This window comes from Salmonella sp. NW645, from assembly GCF_051703725.1.
In the GTDB taxonomy this organism is placed as follows: domain Bacteria; phylum Pseudomonadota; class Gammaproteobacteria; order Enterobacterales; family Enterobacteriaceae; genus Salmonella; species Salmonella enterica.
Genome location: NZ_JAMMKR010000001.1, coordinates 594,841 through 614,059 on the forward strand (window position 1 = coordinate 594,841; position 19,219 = coordinate 614,059).

General features: G+C 44.2%; 17 protein-coding genes. All 17 read right to left on the reverse strand.

The genetic code is table 11. The features are described from left to right. Positions 1–102 precede the first annotated feature (102 nt). Positions 103–786, reverse strand: a complete 684-nt coding sequence (locus tag NA389_RS03130; RefSeq protein ID WP_000472517.1) for a haloacid dehalogenase-like hydrolase — start codon at positions 784–786, stop codon at positions 103–105. Continuing rightward, positions 786–1,661 (reverse strand): glycosyltransferase family 2 protein, encoded by an 876-nt coding sequence (locus NA389_RS03135; protein WP_000284881.1) that lies wholly within the window; start codon positions 1,659–1,661, stop codon positions 786–788. Before NA389_RS03135 ends, NA389_RS03130 begins: the two co-directional genes overlap by 1 nt. Beyond that, a complete protein-coding gene (locus NA389_RS03140; protein ID WP_000397237.1) occupies positions 1,648–2,964 on the reverse strand; it encodes an O-antigen polymerase in 1,317 nt (438 codons plus the stop codon). Before NA389_RS03140 ends, NA389_RS03135 begins: the two co-directional genes overlap by 14 nt. Continuing rightward, entirely contained in the window at positions 2,965–4,221 is a 1,257-nt protein-coding gene (locus NA389_RS03145) for an O-antigen translocase (RefSeq protein WP_024134647.1), read from the reverse strand. Between the two features lie 2 nt (positions 4,222–4,223). Continuing rightward, on the reverse strand, positions 4,224–5,327 hold the full coding sequence (locus NA389_RS03150) for a DegT/DnrJ/EryC1/StrS family aminotransferase (protein ID WP_000612010.1): 1,104 nt from the start codon (positions 5,325–5,327) through the stop codon (positions 4,224–4,226). Then, positions 5,324–5,788, reverse strand: a complete 465-nt coding sequence (locus NA389_RS03155; RefSeq protein ID WP_000469855.1) for an acyltransferase — start codon at positions 5,786–5,788, stop codon at positions 5,324–5,326. The genes NA389_RS03150 and NA389_RS03155 overlap by 4 nt, the downstream gene beginning before the upstream one ends. Continuing rightward, the gene (locus NA389_RS03160; RefSeq protein WP_001102659.1) at positions 5,788–6,183 is read right to left on the reverse strand and encodes a sugar 3,4-ketoisomerase; all 396 of its coding nucleotides are present in this window, start codon (positions 6,181–6,183) and stop codon (positions 5,788–5,790) included. The genes NA389_RS03155 and NA389_RS03160 overlap by 1 nt, the downstream gene beginning before the upstream one ends. A 3-nt stretch (positions 6,184–6,186) precedes the next feature. Next, positions 6,187–7,050, reverse strand: coding sequence for a glucose-1-phosphate thymidylyltransferase RfbA (rfbA, locus tag NA389_RS03165; protein ID WP_001667087.1), 864 nt, complete (start codon positions 7,048–7,050; stop codon positions 6,187–6,189). A gap of 1 nt (position 7,051) precedes the next feature. Further along, the gene (rfbB, locus tag NA389_RS03170; protein ID WP_000697847.1) at positions 7,052–8,125 is read right to left on the reverse strand and encodes a dTDP-glucose 4,6-dehydratase; all 1,074 of its coding nucleotides are present in this window, start codon (positions 8,123–8,125) and stop codon (positions 7,052–7,054) included. Between the two features lie 376 nt (positions 8,126–8,501). Then, positions 8,502–9,395, reverse strand: a complete 894-nt coding sequence (galF, locus tag NA389_RS03175) for a GalU regulator GalF (protein ID WP_001667086.1) — start codon at positions 9,393–9,395, stop codon at positions 8,502–8,504. 226 nt (positions 9,396–9,621) lie between these two features. Continuing rightward, a complete protein-coding gene (locus NA389_RS03180) occupies positions 9,622–10,617 on the reverse strand; it encodes an N-acetyl-alpha-D-glucosaminyl-diphospho-ditrans,octacis-undecaprenol 4-epimerase (RefSeq protein WP_001606097.1) in 996 nt (331 codons plus the stop codon). 151 nt (positions 10,618–10,768) lie between these two features. Beyond that, positions 10,769–12,172 (reverse strand): colanic acid biosynthesis protein WcaM, encoded by a 1,404-nt coding sequence (gene wcaM / locus NA389_RS03185; RefSeq protein ID WP_001144950.1) that lies wholly within the window; start codon positions 12,170–12,172, stop codon positions 10,769–10,771. Between the two features lie 10 nt (positions 12,173–12,182). Then, positions 12,183–13,403 carry a colanic acid biosynthesis glycosyltransferase WcaL gene (gene wcaL / locus NA389_RS03190; protein ID WP_000868522.1) on the reverse strand — a complete coding sequence of 407 codons (1,221 nt, stop codon included), beginning with the start codon at positions 13,401–13,403 and terminating at the stop codon, positions 12,183–12,185. After that, positions 13,400–14,680 (reverse strand): colanic acid biosynthesis pyruvyl transferase WcaK, encoded by a 1,281-nt coding sequence (wcaK, locus tag NA389_RS03195; protein WP_000770917.1) that lies wholly within the window; start codon positions 14,678–14,680, stop codon positions 13,400–13,402. The genes wcaL and wcaK overlap by 4 nt, the downstream gene beginning before the upstream one ends. Before the next feature lie 21 nt (positions 14,681–14,701). After that, complete coding sequence (gene wzxC / locus NA389_RS03200; RefSeq protein WP_000058692.1) at positions 14,702–16,180, reverse strand: colanic acid undecaprenyl disphosphate flippase WzxC; 1,479 nt, start codon at positions 16,178–16,180, stop codon at positions 14,702–14,704. A 132-nt stretch (positions 16,181–16,312) separates the two neighbouring features. After that, a complete protein-coding gene (wcaJ, locus tag NA389_RS03205) occupies positions 16,313–17,707 on the reverse strand; it encodes an undecaprenyl-phosphate glucose phosphotransferase (RefSeq protein WP_000183163.1) in 1,395 nt (464 codons plus the stop codon). Between the two features lie 53 nt (positions 17,708–17,760). Further along, entirely contained in the window at positions 17,761–19,131 is a 1,371-nt protein-coding gene (gene cpsG, locus NA389_RS03210; RefSeq protein WP_000164192.1) for a colanic acid biosynthesis phosphomannomutase CpsG, read from the reverse strand. Between the last annotated feature and the right edge of the window lie 88 nt (positions 19,132–19,219).

Here is a 19,219-nt window from a genome sequence, read left to right on the forward strand (position 1 = left end):
GATAGAAGAACAGGAATTAGATAAATTATAATCCATGAAAAAAATCTTGTAACTGCCCTAAATCTAGTTTGTTGTGAATACCAGAATGGAATATAAAAAATGTTATACTCTTTCATAATCATCCATTTTTATCATGTTAATAAGTTTATCATAATTGATAAATTCAATACCATTTTTTATGAATACTTTTTCATTTTTCAAAGTAGGGACACCATACCCATGGCTACATAATTTTAATATTTCGACATCCTGAATGTTATCACTAATAAAACAGTAGGAAACTGCATCTTTCTCAATCTCATCGAATATTTTATTTTTACTAAAAAGGAGATCATCAATAATCACCCCTTGACACAACTCATTTTTATACACCAGTTGACTACAAAAATAATTAAGGGATAAATGTGAAGCAATTACCTCAACAATAAAATCTAAAGAAGCGGAAATAATTGTCACAGGTATTTGCTTATTCTTAGCCAATTGGATGACATCAGCGAGTTCTTTATTCTTTATAAAAAGATTATTAGCAAGCATCCATTGCACATGAATCTTAAGTGAATTTCTACTGTATCCGTTTAAAAAGCGAATCGCAATCCTTCTATTAAGATCGATTTTAGCTGTAAATAACAACTTAAATATGGCTCTCATGATAAATGACGAGCTAATTTTTCTATAAAACCAATAATAGCGATTATAGTTATGAGTAAAGAAAGAATCCAAGAACATGAACGTTGTGTTACCTTTAATTAGAGTATCACATAGATCAACGTATACATGCTTAAACATTACTGTCTCCAATCAAAAAAAAGTCTAGCTAATCCAATATATAAATACTTAGATTTAATGCTGAGCATAACTTTTGGAAGGAGTCCCAGAGCATCTTTCTTCGAAGTTGAGCCAAAATTTGAAAAATGTTCCAGATAGATGAATCGAAGAGCTCTACTATAAAATTCTTTATCTTTATAATCGTTTAAGATCTTTATTTTTTCTAACATCATCATCTTATAATGCGTATGGGTATTATTACTATGAATACGATACATTGTCAGAAGGTAAGGTATTGTGATAAATTTGTAACCTGCATTTAGAAGTTTAAAATAAAGCCAAATATCTTCAATCCTAATTTCTTTTGGAAAAATAACTGCGTTATTAATAAAAAGACTTGCTCGGTACAGTTGAGTTGGAGAGTACAAACAAATTCTATCTGTAATTAGATCATTGAGAGTCCACCATTTAAAGCCTACCTTAGGTAATAGCCCTCCTTTATTAATTGAGCCATCGTCGTTAATTCTGATCATATTACCAAAACAAGCAGCAGCTTCAGGGGCATTTTTTAAGGCATTAACCTGAAGTTCAATTCTATTTGAGATCATAATGTCATCACTAGCAAAGAAACTTACAAACTCCCCACTAATATTTTTTAGTCCTTCATTAATTCCACCTGTAATACCAGCGTTATTTTTCAGAAAAATTAATTTTACATTATCAATTTTTTGATAGTTTTTAAGTATGTCTGATGTATTATCCGAAGAGTTGTTATCTACAATAACAAGTTCAATATTTTTATATGTTTGGCACAATACACTTTCAATCGCATCTTTTATAAATTGACCATGATTATAAGATATTATAATTATAGAAACCTTATCACTTTGATACATGATATTTACCTCCCCTATCGAGAAAAGACAATAAAATATAAATAATAAATATTAATATTAATTGTGTATTAAATAACATCGCATTAAAATTACTGATAACCGTAGTTACGGAAACGATGAAAAAGCTATAAAAACTCATTGTTAATAATGTCTTTTTTCTTGTCCGGAAAAATATACACAACAAACTATTTACTATGCCACCATAAAAACTTCCAAAAACAACCCCTATGTAACCAAAATTGGAGAAAGTTTCGTGAGCAAAAAATCCATTCACATTCCAACCACCATTTTCAACCATTGTTGGCAGATATTGGTACATGAAAATCTCTGATGCTCTAGGTGCTGGAGTAATATTCAATAATTTATTAAAAATCGTATCCATACTGGATAGACCCAAAACATTATGGCTTGAAAAGTAATCTGCCGCATAGAATACAGCGGCTTCCTGAGCAATAAATAATCTCTCAATAAGTATATACAGAAGATAATCTGAGCTATCAAACTGAAAAAGAATAATATACATCAAAAAAATCAAAGAAAATATTAATAACAGCGCAAAAAAGTAAATCTTTTTACTAATGTCTTTTACAGATGAATATGACACTAAAAGCCCCAAAAAATAAAAAACTAGCGGTGCTTTCTCTCCATTTATAATTAATGTTAACATAGAGAGAAATAAAGTAATGATAAAAATAAAAAAGTGTTTCTTGAATTTTAAATATGAAATAAAACAATAATATGAAAAAATTGTTGGTAATATTCCAGCCAATGTTTTGAAATAACCGATTCCTGAATAATCTTTTGTCACTTCTAATCTTCGAATGGCAATTTCTTCCGCAGAAGCTCCTTTGAGTACCATAAATAGTGGGGCAGGGTATATTGATACTATATAATATAAAATCAGCATACACGACAGTAAAAATAAGACTAACATGAGTAGGCTATTACTATTAAGTATCAAACGTGAGTAGTACCTATCCCAATTCACTTTGCTAGTGGTATTTTTTGTGTAGAATGAATAAAAAATCTCAACAATAAAAGCAGCAAGAAAAAATATAAAAAAAGAAATAGTGGTAATAAAAAGGCCAAGGTTCTTTGCTTTTGTATTATTCGCAATCGGTTCGACAAAAAATGAATTGTCCATTATGCCAGAATATATTATAAACGATCCCACAACACAAAATAAGAACATAGTCCAAAAAAGGACGCAATAATAATTAAGTCGTTTAAAATAAAAGACCCCCAAGTAGTAACCGGGAATAAAACTCAATAAAATTATGAGTAAATTTATAGTAAACTCCATCTAAGATGCCTTTAGGTATATTTTTTGATAAAAAAAGTACGCTGTAAATGCAAGATATAAGAAATATGTTATAGTGTAGGCTAAAGAAAGATAATGCCATGATAAAAAATATATAATCACGCTTGTTGAAGTAGCAAGAGTAATCGCCGATAAAATTTCACATGTTATGAATATTTTCCATTTTTCTTTCGTTAGTAATGCAAAAGAAAAAATCCAACTAATGACCTTAAAAAAATCCCCAACCATTTGCCAGCCAAACAACGGAGACATATTATAAAATGAAGGCGTAAAGAGAATATTTATGATATAAAACTTTAGATAATAGACACAGAAACAACCAATAGCAGTTATCGGTATTAATAATTTCAATATATTTATTAATTCATATTTGTATTCATTTTTTTCATGCGTTTCAGATAGTTTTGGGAGATAATAAATAGTTAATGTAGTTGTTGCCAACATAATATTTATTGTACTTATTCGATTAATAGCTTCCCAATACCCAGATACTTCCCAAGATATATTAGTACCTATCAGATTCCTAAGAAACATTTGAGTAAGTGGCACAGCTAAAGATGAGAACAAAGCCATAAAAGCAAACCGACTAAGCCCATTAACTATAGCTCTATTAACATTCCCCATTAAAAAGCGAATTTGAAACCATTTCTGCTTTACAAAATAAGTAAAGGTTATAATAAAGTTTAATGATTGATTTATTGTTAATGCAATCAAAGCACCTTTTAACCCTAAAAAAAATGTTAAAAAACCAGTTATAATCAATACTAAAAGACTGCTAGTTATGTTGAGAAGTATATAAGCTCTTACTGCCTTCATTCCGTTAAGAATAGCCATTAAATAGCTATTCAACATCATAAATATAAAAGAACCTGCGAGCCAATATGAAATATCACTATCGATTTTATTATTAAAAATGGAATGATTTATATCTTTAAAAAACAATACTATAATTAATGAAACCAATAGACTAGAAACTATACTGACTGTTCCCGCGGTCTTCCATACATCTATAAGTTTATTTTCATCATTTACACTTTGGGCTGTATATTTCGTAATGCCATTCGAAATTGCTCCCGCAGAAAATGCTGAAAGTGTTTGCACAAAACTCTGATACTGCCCTATTACCGCGTAACCACTGGGGCCGACGTAAACAGCTAGGACTTTATTAAGTCCTAGCATAGCCAGCATTTTTATTATTACAGAAATCCCATTATAAAAACTGACTTTTATTAAGTTCATGATTAACAATCAAATTTATTTAAAGTATCAATTACATAACTAACTTGCTCTTCTGTAAGAGTGGGATCCATTGGTATAGAAACCACCTCATGATGTAGTTCTTCACTAAGAGGGAGACTTAAATCATGAAGTTCGTTATAAGCCTGTTGTTGATGTGGTGGTGTTGGATAATGAATTACGGTTTGGATATCATTGTCTTCCAGATAGCGTTGAAATATGTCTCTATTTTTTACTCTAACAACAAAAAGATGCCACACATGATTCTCTTCGCAGGAAATTGCTGGAAGAGTTATTGAATCATTATTTATCTCGCTTAAATATCGATTTGCTATACTGCGTCTTATAAAAATATCGTTATCAAGATATGTTAATTTTACATTCAAAAATGCGGCCTGAATTTCGTCTAGTCTACTATTTACACCTTTATACTCATGCTTATATTTTGTTTTTGAACCATAATTTCTCAAGTAACTTACAACGTCGGCTAATTTAGTATCATTAGTAGTGATCGCTCCGGCGTCACCTAATGCACCAAGGTTTTTACCTGGATAAAAACTAAATCCAGCGGCATCCCCCCAACTTCCCGCTTTTTTTCCATTAATGGAAGCACCATGTGCTTGTGCACTATCCTCCAATACTAAAAGATTATGCTCTTTTGCAAAGTGCATAATTTCATCCATTGGTGAAATTAATCCATAGAGATGCACGGGAAGTATAACGCGCGTATTGACTGTAACTTTAGATTTGATATTGTCAATCGATATATTATAACTAAACTCGTTTGGTTCAATTAGTACTGGCCTTAAACCTGCCTCACTTATTGCGAGAATTGAAGCAATATATGTATTGGCAGGAACAAGTACTTCATCATTCTGTTTTATTTTACCTAGCTCCTGCCATGCCTTGAGAGTTAACGTTAAGGCATCAAGTCCATTCGCCACACCTATGGCATGTTTCACGTTACAGTATTTTGCAAAATTTTCCTCAAAAGCATTCAATTCCGAACCTGAAATGTACCATCCACTTTCAATAACTCTGGTTGCGGCTTTGATTAATTCATCCTTATAACGAGCATTGGACTTCTGTAGGTCTAGAAAAGGGATCATTGAACCTCCAAAAACTTCACGATGTTTGCGGGATTACCTACAACCAGAGCATTATCAGGCACATCTTTTGTCACAACAGCCCCAGCCCCAATCATACAGTTACGACCAATTTTAATACCGGGAAGAATAGTCGAATTAGCACCAATCGAAGAATTTTCCCCAATTACAGTTTCAAAAAATTGGGTATCATGATTCTTGGAACGTGGATATTTATCATTTGTAAAGGCAACACAAGGACCAATGAAGACATTATTATGTATCCTTACTCCATCCCAAATATAAACTCCAGACTTTATAGTCACAGAATCTCCAATGATAACATCATTTTCTATAAAGCAGTTCGTACATATATTGCAATTTCTACCAATTTTGGCATTTTTAAGAATAACAACAAATTGCCATACATTGGTACCTTCACCTATAGATTGTGATTGGACATCGCTTAGTCTATGTATAAACATCATCCCACCGCCAATTTAAATACTTCATAATCTCTAATGTAATCAGATTCATCATATTCATTGCTGGCTAATATCATCAATACACAATCATCAGAAAAATCCGACATTTCTCTCCAGATTAGAGAATTAACAAGTAATCCTTGTGAAGGATTATCTAAGAGAATACTAACCCTTTCATATCCATCATCTAAAATAAAACGGCACGACCCTCTGACAGGAATAATTAATTGTTTTAGATTTTTATGTGCATGGAATCCTCTAACAACTCCTTGTTTAGTATCAAAGATGTAATACACCCGTCTGATTTCAAAATCTATATTTTTATCTCTTTCTAAAGAAATAAGGGTGCCTCTTTCATCACCATGTACCTGTAATGGGATAAGTTGGACATTCATAATTTACCCTACTAATTTTAATAAATACTGACCATAATGATTTTTACAGAACTGCTGTCCTCTTTCAAATAAATTTTCCTTTGTAAGCCACCCATTTCTCCAACCAATTTCTTCCAGACAAGCCACCATCATTCCTTGTCTTTTCTGGACAGTTTCAACAAAAGTGCCCGCTTCAATTAAGCTATCGTGGGTGCCTGTATCTAGCCAAGCAAAACCGCGACCAAGTAATTCTACATTTAGGGCATTATTATCCAAATAAACTGCATTTAGCGTGGTAATTTCGAGTTCACCGCGAGAGGAAGGCTCGATAGTTTTTGCTATTTCTATAACTTTATTGTCATAAAAATATAACCCAGTCACTGCCCAATTAGATTTTGGATTAATCGGTTTCTCCTCAATACTTAGAGCTTTAAATTCCCGATCAAATTCAACAACTCCAAACCTTTCAGGATCCCTAACCTGATATCCAAATATTGTCGCACCGCATATTCTCTCACTAGCAATTTTTAGTTTAGGAGTAAATCCCTGTCCAAAGAAAATATTATCCCCTAGTACAAGGCATACCGAATCCTGACCGATAAAATTTTCGCCAATAATAAATGCCTGCGCTAAACCATCTGGACTTGGTTGCATTGCATATGAAATATTAATACCGAACTGATTGCCATCACCAAGTAATCTGACAAAACTCTGCTGATCTTCGGGCGTAGTAATAAGCAAAATGTCTTGTATTCCAGCCAACATTAAAACAGACAGTGGATAATAGATCATTGGTTTATCATAAACAGGCAGTAATTGTTTTGAAACTCCCATTGTAATCGGATATAAACGAGTGCCTGATCCACCTGCTAAAATAATACCTTTCATTTTATTCTAATCCTAAACGCTCACGTTGATAGCTACCATCCTGAACTCGACGACACCATTCAGTATTATTTAAATACCACTCAATAGTTTTACGAATACCACTTTCAAAAGTTTCCTGAGGTTTCCAATCTAACTCACGGCTAATTTTATCAGCATTAATGGCATAACGGCGATCATGGCCTGGACGATCCGCAACATAAGTGATTTGTTCACGATAAGAAGTCGCTTTGGGTACAATCTCATCCAGCAGATCACAGATGGTAAATACCACATCGAGATTTTTCTTCTCATTGTGGCCACCAATGTTATAAGTCTCCCCTGCCTTGCCTTCAGTCACTACCATATGAAGCGCGCGAGCGTGATCTTCTACATATAGCCAATCGCGAATCTGATCCCCTTTGCCATAAATTGGCAAAGGCTTTCCTTCCAGTGCGTTCAAAATGACCAACGGAATCAGTTTTTCAGGGAAGTGATAAGGGCCATAGTTATTAGAACAATTGGTAACGATCGTTGGTAGACCATAGGTACGCCGCCAGGCACGGACTAAATGATCGCTGGATGCTTTTGACGCAGAATAGGGGCTACTTGGCGCATATGCCGTCGTTTCAGTAAATAACGGCAGCGTAACGCTGTTTTCAACTTCATCAGGATGCGGTAAATCGCCGTAAACTTCATCAGTGGAAATATGATGAAAACGAAAATTATTTTTTTTATCTTCGCCAAGCGCAGACCAGTATTTACGCGCAACTTCAAGAAGTACATAGGTGCCAACGATATTGGTTTCAATAAATGCTGCCGGCCCGGTAATCGAACGGTCCACATGACTTTCCGCAGCCAAATGCATCACCGCGTCCGGCTGGTACTGCTCAAAAATGCGCGTTATTTCAGCGGAATCACAAATATCCGCGTGTTCAAAATTGTAGCGATTACTTTCAGAAATATCAGAAAGGGATTCAAGATTACCGGCGTAGGTTAATTTATCAATATTAACTACAGTGTCCTGTGTATTCTTAATAATATGGCGAACAACAGCTGATCCAATAAAACCTGCCCCGCCAGTAATAAGTATCTTCACTTTTCTATTCCATAAGGCGTATTTAATGTGGTATTTAATTTGCCAATAAAAATTAATTGCTCAAGTCGTTACACACGCTACCGCCCCTGGCTCATCAGCTACCAGTGCACTGCGTACATATCGACTTGTTACAAACCTCGCCCATACAGGGCAAAGCTCACTAAAACTTAAACGCCAATTGTCTTATCAATTGCCGTTAGAAACAAGGATAAATCTTATAAAATCAGCATTAAAATGCTCCAGATAACCCCTTGTTACTTAAGCCTTTTATACAAAACTAAAACGGCAGTCAACACTCGTTTCAGCCAACTTGCCGCCTCGAATGTTCACTGCCGTTATTATTTTTGTCACAACCATTTATCATGGTTGTTAATGCTTATTCATGTAACAACTGCTCTATGCTCTTACGGAACTTCGTCCCTTCTTTCAGGTTACGGAGCCCGTACTTCACAAATGCCTGCATATAGCCCATTTTTTTACCACAGTCATAGCTATCGCCCGTCATTAGCATCGCGTCAACCGACTGTTTTTTCGCCAGCTCAGCAATGGCATCGGTGAGCTGGATACGACCCCAGGCACCCGGTTCAGTTCTTTCCAGTTCCGTCCAGATGTCGGCTGAAAGCACATAACGGCCTACCGCCATCAAATCGGAATCCAGCGTCTGCGGCTGATCCGGTTTTTCGATAAACTCCACAATCCGGCTGACTTTGCCTTCATTATCCAGCGGCTCTTTCGTCTGGATAACGGAATACTCCGATAAATCACCTTTCATGCGCTTCGCCAGCACCTGGCTACGCCCCGTATCATTGAAACGCGCCACCATCGCCGCAAGGTTATAGCGCAGCGGATCGGCGGTAGCATCATCAATAATAATATCCGGGAGTACCACAATGAAAGGGTTATCGCCCACGACCGGACGCGCGCACAGAATAGAGTGCCCCAGTCCTAACGGCTGCGCCTGGCGAACGTTCATAATCGTCACGCCCGGTGGGCAGATAGATTGCACTTCCGCCAGAAGTTGGCGCTTAACGCGCTGCTCAAGAAGTGATTCAAGTTCATAAGAGGTGTCGAAGTGGTTCTCAACGGCGTTTTTAGACGCGTGAGTCACCAGTACGATTTCTTTGATCCCTGCAGCCACAATCTCATCGACAATGTACTGAATCATTGGCTTGTCGACGATCGGTAGCATCTCTTTTGGGATTGCCTTGGTGGCAGGCAACATGTGCATACCCAACCCTGCTACCGGTATAACTGCTTTCAAATTAGTCATTATCTCTCCTACCTCTAAATGGCTGATAAAGTATAGACTTTTGCCACATGTTAGCCAGTTTATATAAATCTCACCCCAACTTACTGTAATAGCTACAGTTATGTTGCGGTAAACCATCTACTAACACTACACTTCATCAGCTATGTGGGTATTCAGATTACTCGGAATTGAGCGCATCAATATACCCAAGTATGACATGCGGTACTTCATGACAAACATAGCAGCATTACTCGGAAACGAATGTAATGTCATCTTGCTTTGCATGAACAAACTCATATTGCAACGTACGATCCAATCCCTGAGATAAGGTGTATGGCGCAATAAAACCAGAAGAATGCACTTTCGTGGCGTCAAACTGCGTAGTAGCACAGAATTTTTTAACACGAACCGAGCTTACAGCATACTTCTTGCCCGTTACTTTGCTCAGGATATCGAAACAGTAGCCTCCCAGCATACCTAATGGATATGGAAGGTGCATCGATGGTATTTTTTTGCCCAAGCTCTGTTCTACTTCAGCAACCAATTGGTTCATATTTAAATCAGGTTTATCAACATAGTTATAAACTTCATAGCCCGCTGTAACATTCTTGAGTTTGAATTTGATAAACTCGACGATATTACCAACATAAGCCATTGATTTATAGTTAGTTCCCGGACCAACCATCGCAAATTTACCACCAGCGATCTGTTTCAAGAGATTGTAGACATTACCGCGGTTACGCTCCCCGAAAATAACGGTAGGACGAATTATGGTCAAAGAACGCTCATTCGGCGCTTTAGCATGCCACTCACGCAGAACTTCTTCTGCTTGCCATTTGCTTTTTCCGTAATGATTAAAAGGATCGTGAGGGTGCGTTTCGTCAGGATTTTTCTTGTTGAGGCCATAGACTGCAACAGAACTGGTGAAGATGATGTTTTTTACGCCATTTTTTTCCATCGCCGCCAGTACGTTACGTGTCCCCTGGACGTTGACATCATAATAAAGCGAGGTAGGACTGACGTCATCACGATGCTCTGCAGCCAATAGTACGACTGTATCAAAACCCGCCAGCGTCTGATCAAGGATTTGTTGGTCACGAACATCGCCAATCCGGGTAATCTCTGGATAGAAATGGCTTTGCTGTTTATCCAGATTCTTGATATTAAAATCATCCACAGCCGTTTCAAGGAGTCGAGTTCCTACGAATCCGGAAGCACCAATGAGCAAAACGTTATCGTTCATAAATCACTTAGTCTGGTAGAAATACAAGAAAACAAGATAAAGATGAGTATCTTCCCTGAGTAGTCAACGCTGCTCAGTCCCAGCTTTAACGGTATTGGATGATTATAATCTTTTACTGGATGATATCCACTAAGATTGTGCTGCCTGCATTTTACCCTCCCCGCTTCGGCAGCGGAAAATTCACTGCTTCGACATTCACGGTTTGGTGATTAACCCTGTCGATATCCACGGAACTCTGCCCGTTTTCATTGATAGCATGAACATTAGCGAGGGAAAGCAGCGTGTCCTGGCGGGCCATAAATTGACCACGGACATCTTTACGCAAATCGAAATGCATTTTTAACGCCGGGCCAATCGCTGAAATTTGCATCACGTTGATATTGCGCAGAAAGAGGTGCTGCGGTTGATTATGCAGTTCCAGCGTAGCACGCGTCATCCGTACGTTGGTGATGGCGACAAAAGAGGGGGTGTTACCGGAGGAAATTTGAATGCCGCGTAATTTATAAGCAACCTGGCGATTATCCAACCGAATAGCGTTTAATTTAAAGTTTTGCGGAATTGACAGGTATTTTCCTTTAACGACGCCATAGCCGATGAGCATCCCGGCACTATTCGTCATATCAATATTATCAATGACGAAATTATCACAGCCATAAATTGCGATCGTTGCGTTATCAATACCCGCCTTTTTACTGAAATCTGGCGTGATGTTTTTGGCTTTGACATTGCGAATAACGAAATGTTTGCCATTTTCTACGTGCACCAGCTGTCGGCAATCAGATCCGGTAATATTGGCCACCACAAAGTTTTTTACTGCCTGGTCTTCAGGATAACTATTGTCATAGGTGCTACCCGCCAGCCCGATGCCGATCCCCCAGTTGATTTTGCCATTGGTACAATCAATGCGTTCGATGACATGATCGGAAATCAGGATGTCGCGGTCGTGAATCGCGACATTCCACTCAATGGCGTCCCCCTGCAAATCGCTAAAGCGGCTATGCGTAATCCGCGCGCCGTCCATTTGGTTATGAAATCCCTGGCGGAGAATGGCGTAGTTGGCGTGGGTAACAGTGATGTCATCGATAATGAGATTACGCATCACCTGCGGTTCCTTACCACCAATGAAAATTTGCGCGACGGGGCCAAAGCCGCTCATTGTCACGCCTTTAATCACACAGTCCGACCCGCGAACATCCAGCGTCACATTGTGCAGACTGCCGCCCTGCTCCCCCACCACCTGACACCCGTCCTGCAAAATAAACCGTCCCCGGCCATTCCCACGCACCGCGCCCTGTACCCGCAGCGTTTTTCCCGCCGGAATCGTTATCGCCGCATTGATATTTTCACACACCCATCCTGGCGGTACGACCACGGTCTGTCCGTCGGCGAAGGCCTGTTTGAACGAGGCGATACCGTCATCCGCCGGATAATCCTTAATATCGACGGTCTCGCGAGGTTCACGCGCCTGTACCGGCAAGGCGCGCAGAAAAGGAAGAACAGCAAGCGCAGAACCTGCCGTCAGGAGGGTACGTCGGGAGAACTTATTCACGGGCATACCACCTCGTTTATATTGTTTGTAGCAGGCTGGCTAACTGGCGATTAATCGCCTGCTGATTAAAATCTTGCGCCACTTTTTCACGGGCGCGCGTGATCACCGACTCCAGCGTGTCGTGGTCAATCCGGCTGAACTCAGCGAGTCGGGCCGCCAGCGCCTGCGCATCGTTTTCCGGCACCAGCCAGCCGGATTTGCCGGCCTCCACCAGTTCCGGAATACCGCTATGCACGGTAGATACCACGGGAATCCCTACCGCCATCGCCTCCATCAGCGCTACCGGAATACCTTCCATATCGCCATCCGTACCGGTAATCGACGGCAGCAAAAAAACATCGGCGTCATCCAGCATCGCCTTCACTTCATGGTTCGGTTTAAACCCCGGCATCTCAATGACATCCTCTAGCTGATACTGCTCGATGAGCGTGCGCAGCCGACGTTCCCACGGGCCAATCCCCAGAATGTGGTAGCGAAACGCCACGCCCTGCGCTTTCAGTTGCCGACAGGCTTCAATCGCTACATGCAGGCCTTTTTTCTCGGTCAGGCGCGCGACGGAAATCATCTCCAGCGGCATCCCTGGCGCTTTCACCGGACGATGGGTAAAACGCGTCATGTCGACGCCCATGCGCGAAACGGCAATCTTTTCCGGCGGACAGCCCATACTTTTCAGGCGACCGGCCCACAGTTCGCTGATGGGCAGCATCAGATCGCCACGACGAAACAACTGCTGATACTCCGGCGTGTAATGACTGAGCACTTCGCGGCTGGAAATATCAATCCCGTGGAAAATAGTCGCGATTTTGCCGCGAAGCACGCCCAGTTCGCGTAGTTTGGCCGCCGTCACGCCCGCCGGACCAAAGTGCGCGATGAACACATCCGCTCCAAAAGGCTGGCTTACCTGCGCGCAAATTGTGGAAAGGATCAAATTGCGTGATTCATCGCCATAGCGGGTAAAATTGAGCGCTTTCCAGGTCGCCGCCCGATGCAGCCCCGGCAGCGTTTTACATGCCCGGTAGCGCAGTTTCGCCAGCCGTCCCTGGGGCTCATCCTGTAACCAGCGGGTTTTCGCCGCCAGGCCATACTTCTCCCAGGCGGCGTGAGTATGTTGGGTATCGCCTTTTTGTAACGCGACAATCTCCACCTCATGGCCCATATCAATAAACGCAGTAATCTGATTCAGCACAAAGGTTTCCGATGAGAGTGGAAATTTCAGCAGAAAAAAGCTGACTTTCATTGCGCCTCCCGAATTCTGTCGAGAACGGATTTGATCATCGTGAACCCTTTCGCCCGCTCCTCGGTGACGGCGTTAGCCACTTTTGCCTTTAGCGCAGGCAATTGATTGAGCGTATCGGCCACCACGCTTTGTAATGAACCGTTCAGCAAGTGACGGATATCAATAGCCAATTCCGCCAGGCCTAGCTGCTGCATAATCCCGGCGGATTTATGTTCATAATTAATGGCGATAGCGGGCGTGCCAAAATTCATGGAGATAATAGCGGAATGCAGGCGCGTCCCGATGGTCAGTACGCAGGAGGCGAGGATCTTTCCGATTTCCACGTCATTGAGTTCGTCCATCGCGATATGGAAATGCTCTGAGTCGTTTACATACTTCGCCATCCGTAACGCAACCATCCGGTCATCGCGGTTATAGCGATCGATACTGGTGCAGGTCGACAGCGCCAGTACCTGATAACCGTCCGCAATCAGGCGATTCACGACCTGGGCAAATGCCTGCTCATAGGCCTGCTGAGTGGTGCCCAGGCGTCTATCAAACGGCTCCAGATCGCGCAACGTAATCGCGACGGTTTTGCGGCGCGCGGTGACGTCCAGCCAGTGCTGCACAGCATAACTGGCGACAAACTCGTCGTGACGGCGTTCGACTAACCAGGCAGTATCCACCCCCTGCTCTACTTTTCGGGTATCGATCTGCGCGGCGGTCATCAGATCGCGGCTGACGGTTTCACGCAGGATCAGCGCACTGGTGCGTCCAAAAACATAATTGGCGAGCTGGTTAAAGTCAGGGTTCTGGAAAGGGCCGACGCTATGTCCCACCATATAAATTGGTTTGTTCGCCATAAACGCGCACAGCGGATATTCAAAGTGAGTCAAACCGTATAAGTCGACATAGTTTGAACCGCCCACCTGAATGACGGCGTCATACTGCGCAATAAATTGCGCGAATTCGGCAAATTCCGGCGCGATAGCAAAATTACGCAGCGATCCTTCCTGGGCGACTTTAGACAATAAAATTTTATGCTGAAAACGACGGCGTAATACTTTTTTCACCCGACCGTTAAGTCCTGCCGCCGCCTGCTGTTTCTGACTTAACTGATACAGCGGGTCGGCAATAATCGGGCGCCCCTGCAACCAGGAGGAACTCACCGGGAAACGGCTCATCACATCCATCTCCGCCTCTGGCGCCTGTTGACGGATGGCATCAAGCAAACCGCGCATAATGGCGCTATCACCACGGTTGCCGCATGTGTGGTTGCCTAAAATTAATAATTTCATAAATAGCCTCTTATATCCCCGTCATCCGACACGTAATAACTTTTTCAGTTTTGCACTGCCAACAAGCTGATTTTTAATTTCCATCACCAGCGCATTGCGTGAAAAAATAATCATTAAAATAAAACTCAAAATACCGACCATAACCTGTAGCGCGAATACCCCTGACAACGGTAAATAGCCGTCGACCAGCTTTCCTGCGCCGTAGCTGGTAATAAATGTGGGCAATGAGAGATAAAACGGTAGCCACAGGCTGAGAATATACTGACGATAGCTGGAGCCGAGTACCGGCTTAATCATCACGAAATAGCTCAGAATGGTGTTGATGATTTGCACCACCAGGAACCCCAGCGTCACGCCAATCGCCCCCGCCAGATGGCCACCAATGAGAATTGCCGGGATAAACAGAAACGTTTTAAAGACGTTGAATTTAAAGCTGATATCCACGCGCGCTTTCGCCATCAACAGCGAACCAATCGGGTTGCCGACCGAGCGCAGCAGCCCCACCACGCACAGCAATTGCAGGATCGGGATAATGCTGTTCCACTTCTCGCCAAACACTAACGGCACAAAATTGTTCGCCACTACCATCAGGCCCAACAGCGCGGGAAAATTGATAATTCCCACCACGGAAAGCAACTTATAGAAGTTGACGCGCAGCTTCTCGGTATCGTCCTGGATTTTTGCGAATGCCGGAAATAGCACGCGAGTAATGATGGGGTTAAGCTTCGCCGGCGGCACAACCGCCACGTTGTACGCGAGGTTATATCCCCCGGCGACGCTTGCGCCGAGAATTCTCGCCAGTACCAGCGTCGATAAATTCGTGTTGATGTAATTGACGATACTGTCCGCCGTCAGCCACGCGCCAAAACGCAGGTTCGTGGACACCGATACCAGCGAAAAATGCAGCCCCGGACGATAAATCTTGCGGCCAAAGTAACCAAACAGCAGCGTTCGCACCGCGCTGTTCACCAGATAGCCGAGAATCGCGGTTAACGCCAGCGGCCAGTAATGGGCGCTAATCACCGTAAAGGTGAACCCCGCCAGCACGGAGGTCGTTTCGATCATGCCGATCTTATTGAACTCCAGCTCTTTTTGCATCAGCGCGCGGAACTGCTGCCCGTGAGGGATCACGATAAACGCCAGCGACAACGTTTTGATTAACGGCGCGAGATCCGGGTTATGCAAAACATGGGCAATCGCATCGCTCAGCCAAAAGACCACCGCAAATACCACAATCCCAAGCCCAACGTTTAGCCAGTAGAGCGTGGTCAGCTCCAGATGCCCAATCGTTTTACGCTGGATAATCGAGTTCGCGATGCCAAAGTCCGAGATCGTGTCGGCCAGCGCAATAATCACCAGCGAGACGGTCAACAGGCCAAACTGGTGGTTGTCGATGATCCGCGCCAGCACCGTCATCTGAATTAACCCCAGACCGATAATCACTATCGTGGCGATAGCCGACCATTTAGCGCCGCTGATCGTTTTTTGTCGTAAACTCATTCTTTTCTCCAGAACCTGTTCACAAGGCATCATTGGCGCAGCCAGATTGAACACGGACTGCGCGGAAAAACCGGAGCGTACACGCTGCCCTGGTGCAATATGGCAAGTAAAATAGCCTTGTGGGTCAGGTTCTTAATACGCCGCTTTATTCACAAACCCTTTAAAAATCGTCAGAAAAACGATTTTGATATCGAACCAAATACTCCATTCGCGGATGTATTCCAGGTCGAACTCCACGCGTTTTTCCATTTTCTCCAGCGTATCGGTCTCACCGCGCCAGCCATTAATTTGCGCCCAGCCGGTGATGCCCGGCTTCATCTTGTGGCGTAGCATGTAACCTTCAATCAACTGACGATACTGTTCGTTATGCGCCACCGCGTGCGGGCGAGGACCGACGATAGACATCCCGCCGGTTAATACGTTGATAAACTGCGGTAATTCATCCAGCGAGGTACGACGCAAAAAGTTACCTACCCGGGTGACGCGCGGATCGTTTTGCGTCGCCTGGGTAACGACCTTATCGTTCTCCATTACCTTCATTGAGCGGAACTTCCAGACTTTGATCGGCTTGCCGTCCATCCCGTAGCGCGTCTGACGGAAAATCACCGGCCCGGGCGAGCTCAATTTGACCGCCAGCGCAATGCAGCACAGTACCGGTGAGATGAGCAGCAGAATCAGCGACGCCAGCACGATATCCTCTGCCCGTTTAAGCAGACGGTTAATCCCTGACAGCGGCGTGTCATACAGCGGAACGACCGGAACGCCGCTCATCTCCTCCACGCGCGAGTGGAGAATATTAAAGGTGAACACATCGGGAATAAGGATCACCGAGCAGGTGGTGTCGGCCAGCTCGCGCACCAATTTTTTCACCATGGCGCCGTCGCTCATTGACATGGCGATATAAACATTGTGAATTCGCGAGGCTTTCGCATCGTCAATTAACTGCTCGAAGTTCCCGGCCCAGTCAGCAGAGACGCCGCCCGGTTTGGGATCGTGATAGACGCCCACCACCTCAAAACCCAGCCACGGCTCATTACGGAAGCTATCCAGCAACGCCTGGCCCGCAGGCAAATCTCCGGCGACGGCGACCCGGCGAGTGTTATAACCACGATTGCGTAGCCAGCCCGCGCCGAAACGAATAAATGAACGGCATAACACTAAGCCCAGGCTGGACAGCGCATACCAGGCCAGCCAGGTGGCAAGGCGGTTGTCAAAGTCATCATTAAACGCCACCAGACCGGCGCTGAAGATCAGGCTCAGCGTCCAGTTTTGCAGTAACAGCGTTAACTCTGTCGACATTTTGACGCCGCGCCAGGAGCGATAAAAATCGGTCATCCCGCCCAGCATTTGAAAAACAACCAGCGTAATCAGCGCCACCAACAGGTGCATGTACAGGAATGGCAGTCCACTGACTTCACAGATGAACCACAGCCCGCCAAACATGATGGTGATATCTGAAAAGCGTTGCACCATAGAGATTAACGATGCATTGGTTTTGGCTCGTTCGCGCTTTTTTAGATTTGTCATCGTTGTTCCTGTGATTGGCCCCTTACCCGCAGGCGGTAAGGGGAGATCTGACGTTACTGATTCAGCAGCGCCAGCAGAGTGCGTGTTCGCGCTTCCATCAGCGGAATATCGCCGCGTGATTCCACATTCAGGCGCACCACCGGTTCGGTGTTCGACGAGCGCAGGTTGAAACGCCAGTCGGCGAACGACATGCTGAGTCCGTCCGTGCGGTCCACCGCCTGCGCCTCTTCCGCGAAGTGCGCTTCCACCCGCGCGATGGCCGCTGCCGGCTCCGCCAGCCTGCTGTTGATTTCCCCGCTCGCCGGGAACGCCGCCATCCGGTCGCGGACCAGTTCACCCAGCGACTGTCCCTTCAGGCACACCAGCTCCGCCACCAGCAGCCACGGGATCATTCCGCTGTCACAGTAGGCAAAATCACGAAAATAGTGATGCGCGCTCATTTCCCCGCCATAAATGGCATCCTCCGTACGCATCCGCTCCTTGATAAAGGCGTGCCCGGTTTTTGACATCACCGGCGTCCCGCCCGCCGCCGTCACCACTGCCTCCGTGTTCCAGGTCAGGCGCGGGTCGTGGATAATCTTCGCCCCCGGGTGTTTTTCCAGAAACGCTTCCGCCAGCAGCCCGACGATGTAGTACCCCTCGATAAACTGCCCTTTCTCATCGAACAGGAAGCAGCGGTCGAAGTCGCCGTCAAAGGCGATGCCCATGTCCGCCCCGTGTTCAATAACGGCCTTGCGGGTGTCGTCGCGACACTCCGGCAGCAACGGGTTGGGAATGCCGTTCGGGAAGGTGCCGTCCGGGGTGTTGTGGATTTTGATGAACTCCACCGGCGCGCCCAGCGCCTTCAGACGCGCTTCGATGGCGTCAATGACCGGCCCCGCCGCGCCGTTGCCGGAATTCACCACCAGCTTCAGCGGGGTGAGATTGTTAACACTGATGTAGGCGAGCAGGTGGTCGATGTAGGCGTCGCGCAGGCTGATTTGTCTGTAGCTGCCGCGCGCGGCCTCGTTCACCGGCGGGAAGTCGCCCGCTTCCGCCAGACGCTGAACGTCGCGCAGACCGGTGTCGCCGCTTATCGGGCGGGCGCCCTCGCGCACCAGCTTCATACCGTTGTAGTCCATCGGATTATGGCTGGCGGTCACTTCAATACCGCCGTCCACGCCGAGGTGGAAGGTGGCGAAGTAAATCTCTTCGGTGCCGGACATACCGATATCCAGCACGTCGACGCCCGCGTCCTGTAACCCTTTCGCCAGCGCCAGCTTCAGCGCCTCGCTGGTCAGACGCACGTCGCCGCCCAGCACGATGGTTTTCGGTTTTAAATATTCGCCGTAAGCGCGGCCAATCCGCCACGCGATATCTTCATTGAGCTCTTCGCCCAGCCTGCCGCGAATGTCGTAGGCCTTGAAACAGGTTAATTTTGTCATGTTCTTACCCTTCTTCAGGCAACAGTTAGCCCTGACCATAAATGGCCAACATCGTTCTTGTTGTTCATTGCCGGATGGCGCGTTGCGC

Excerpts from the sequence above, each read along its gene's own strand:
- NA389_RS03130 (WP_000472517.1), bottom strand. The coding sequence starts at position 786 with ATGTTTAAGCATGTATACGTTGATCTATGTGATACTCTAATTAAAGGT.
- NA389_RS03135 (WP_000284881.1), bottom strand. The coding sequence starts at position 1,661 with ATGTATCAAAGTGATAAGGTTTCTATAATTATAATATCTTATAATCAT.
- NA389_RS03140 (WP_000397237.1), bottom strand. The coding sequence starts at position 2,964 with ATGGAGTTTACTATAAATTTACTCATAATTTTATTGAGTTTTATTCCC.
- NA389_RS03145 (WP_024134647.1), bottom strand. The coding sequence starts at position 4,221 with ATGAACTTAATAAAAGTCAGTTTTTATAATGGGATTTCTGTAATAATA.
- NA389_RS03150 (WP_000612010.1), bottom strand. The coding sequence starts at position 5,327 with ATGATCCCTTTTCTAGACCTACAGAAGTCCAATGCTCGTTATAAGGAT.
- NA389_RS03155 (WP_000469855.1), bottom strand. The coding sequence starts at position 5,788 with ATGTTTATACATAGACTAAGCGATGTCCAATCACAATCTATAGGTGAA.
- NA389_RS03160 (WP_001102659.1), bottom strand. The coding sequence starts at position 6,183 with ATGAATGTCCAACTTATCCCATTACAGGTACATGGTGATGAAAGAGGC.
- rfbA (WP_001667087.1), bottom strand. The coding sequence starts at position 7,050 with ATGAAAGGTATTATTTTAGCAGGTGGATCAGGCACTCGTTTATATCCG.
- galF (WP_001667086.1), bottom strand. The coding sequence starts at position 9,395 with ATGACTAATTTGAAAGCAGTTATACCGGTAGCAGGGTTGGGTATGCAC.
- NA389_RS03180 (WP_001606097.1), bottom strand. The coding sequence starts at position 10,617 with ATGAACGATAACGTTTTGCTCATTGGTGCTTCCGGATTCGTAGGAACT.
- wcaM (WP_001144950.1), bottom strand. The coding sequence starts at position 12,172 with ATGCCCGTGAATAAGTTCTCCCGACGTACCCTCCTGACGGCAGGTTCT.
- wcaL (WP_000868522.1), bottom strand. The coding sequence starts at position 13,403 with ATGAAAGTCAGCTTTTTTCTGCTGAAATTTCCACTCTCATCGGAAACC.
- wcaK (WP_000770917.1), bottom strand. The coding sequence starts at position 14,680 with ATGAAATTATTAATTTTAGGCAACCACACATGCGGCAACCGTGGTGAT.
- wzxC (WP_000058692.1), bottom strand. The coding sequence starts at position 16,180 with ATGAGTTTACGACAAAAAACGATCAGCGGCGCTAAATGGTCGGCTATC.
- wcaJ (WP_000183163.1), bottom strand. The coding sequence starts at position 17,707 with ATGACAAATCTAAAAAAGCGCGAACGAGCCAAAACCAATGCATCGTTA.
- cpsG (WP_000164192.1), bottom strand. The coding sequence starts at position 19,131 with ATGACAAAATTAACCTGTTTCAAGGCCTACGACATTCGCGGCAGGCTG.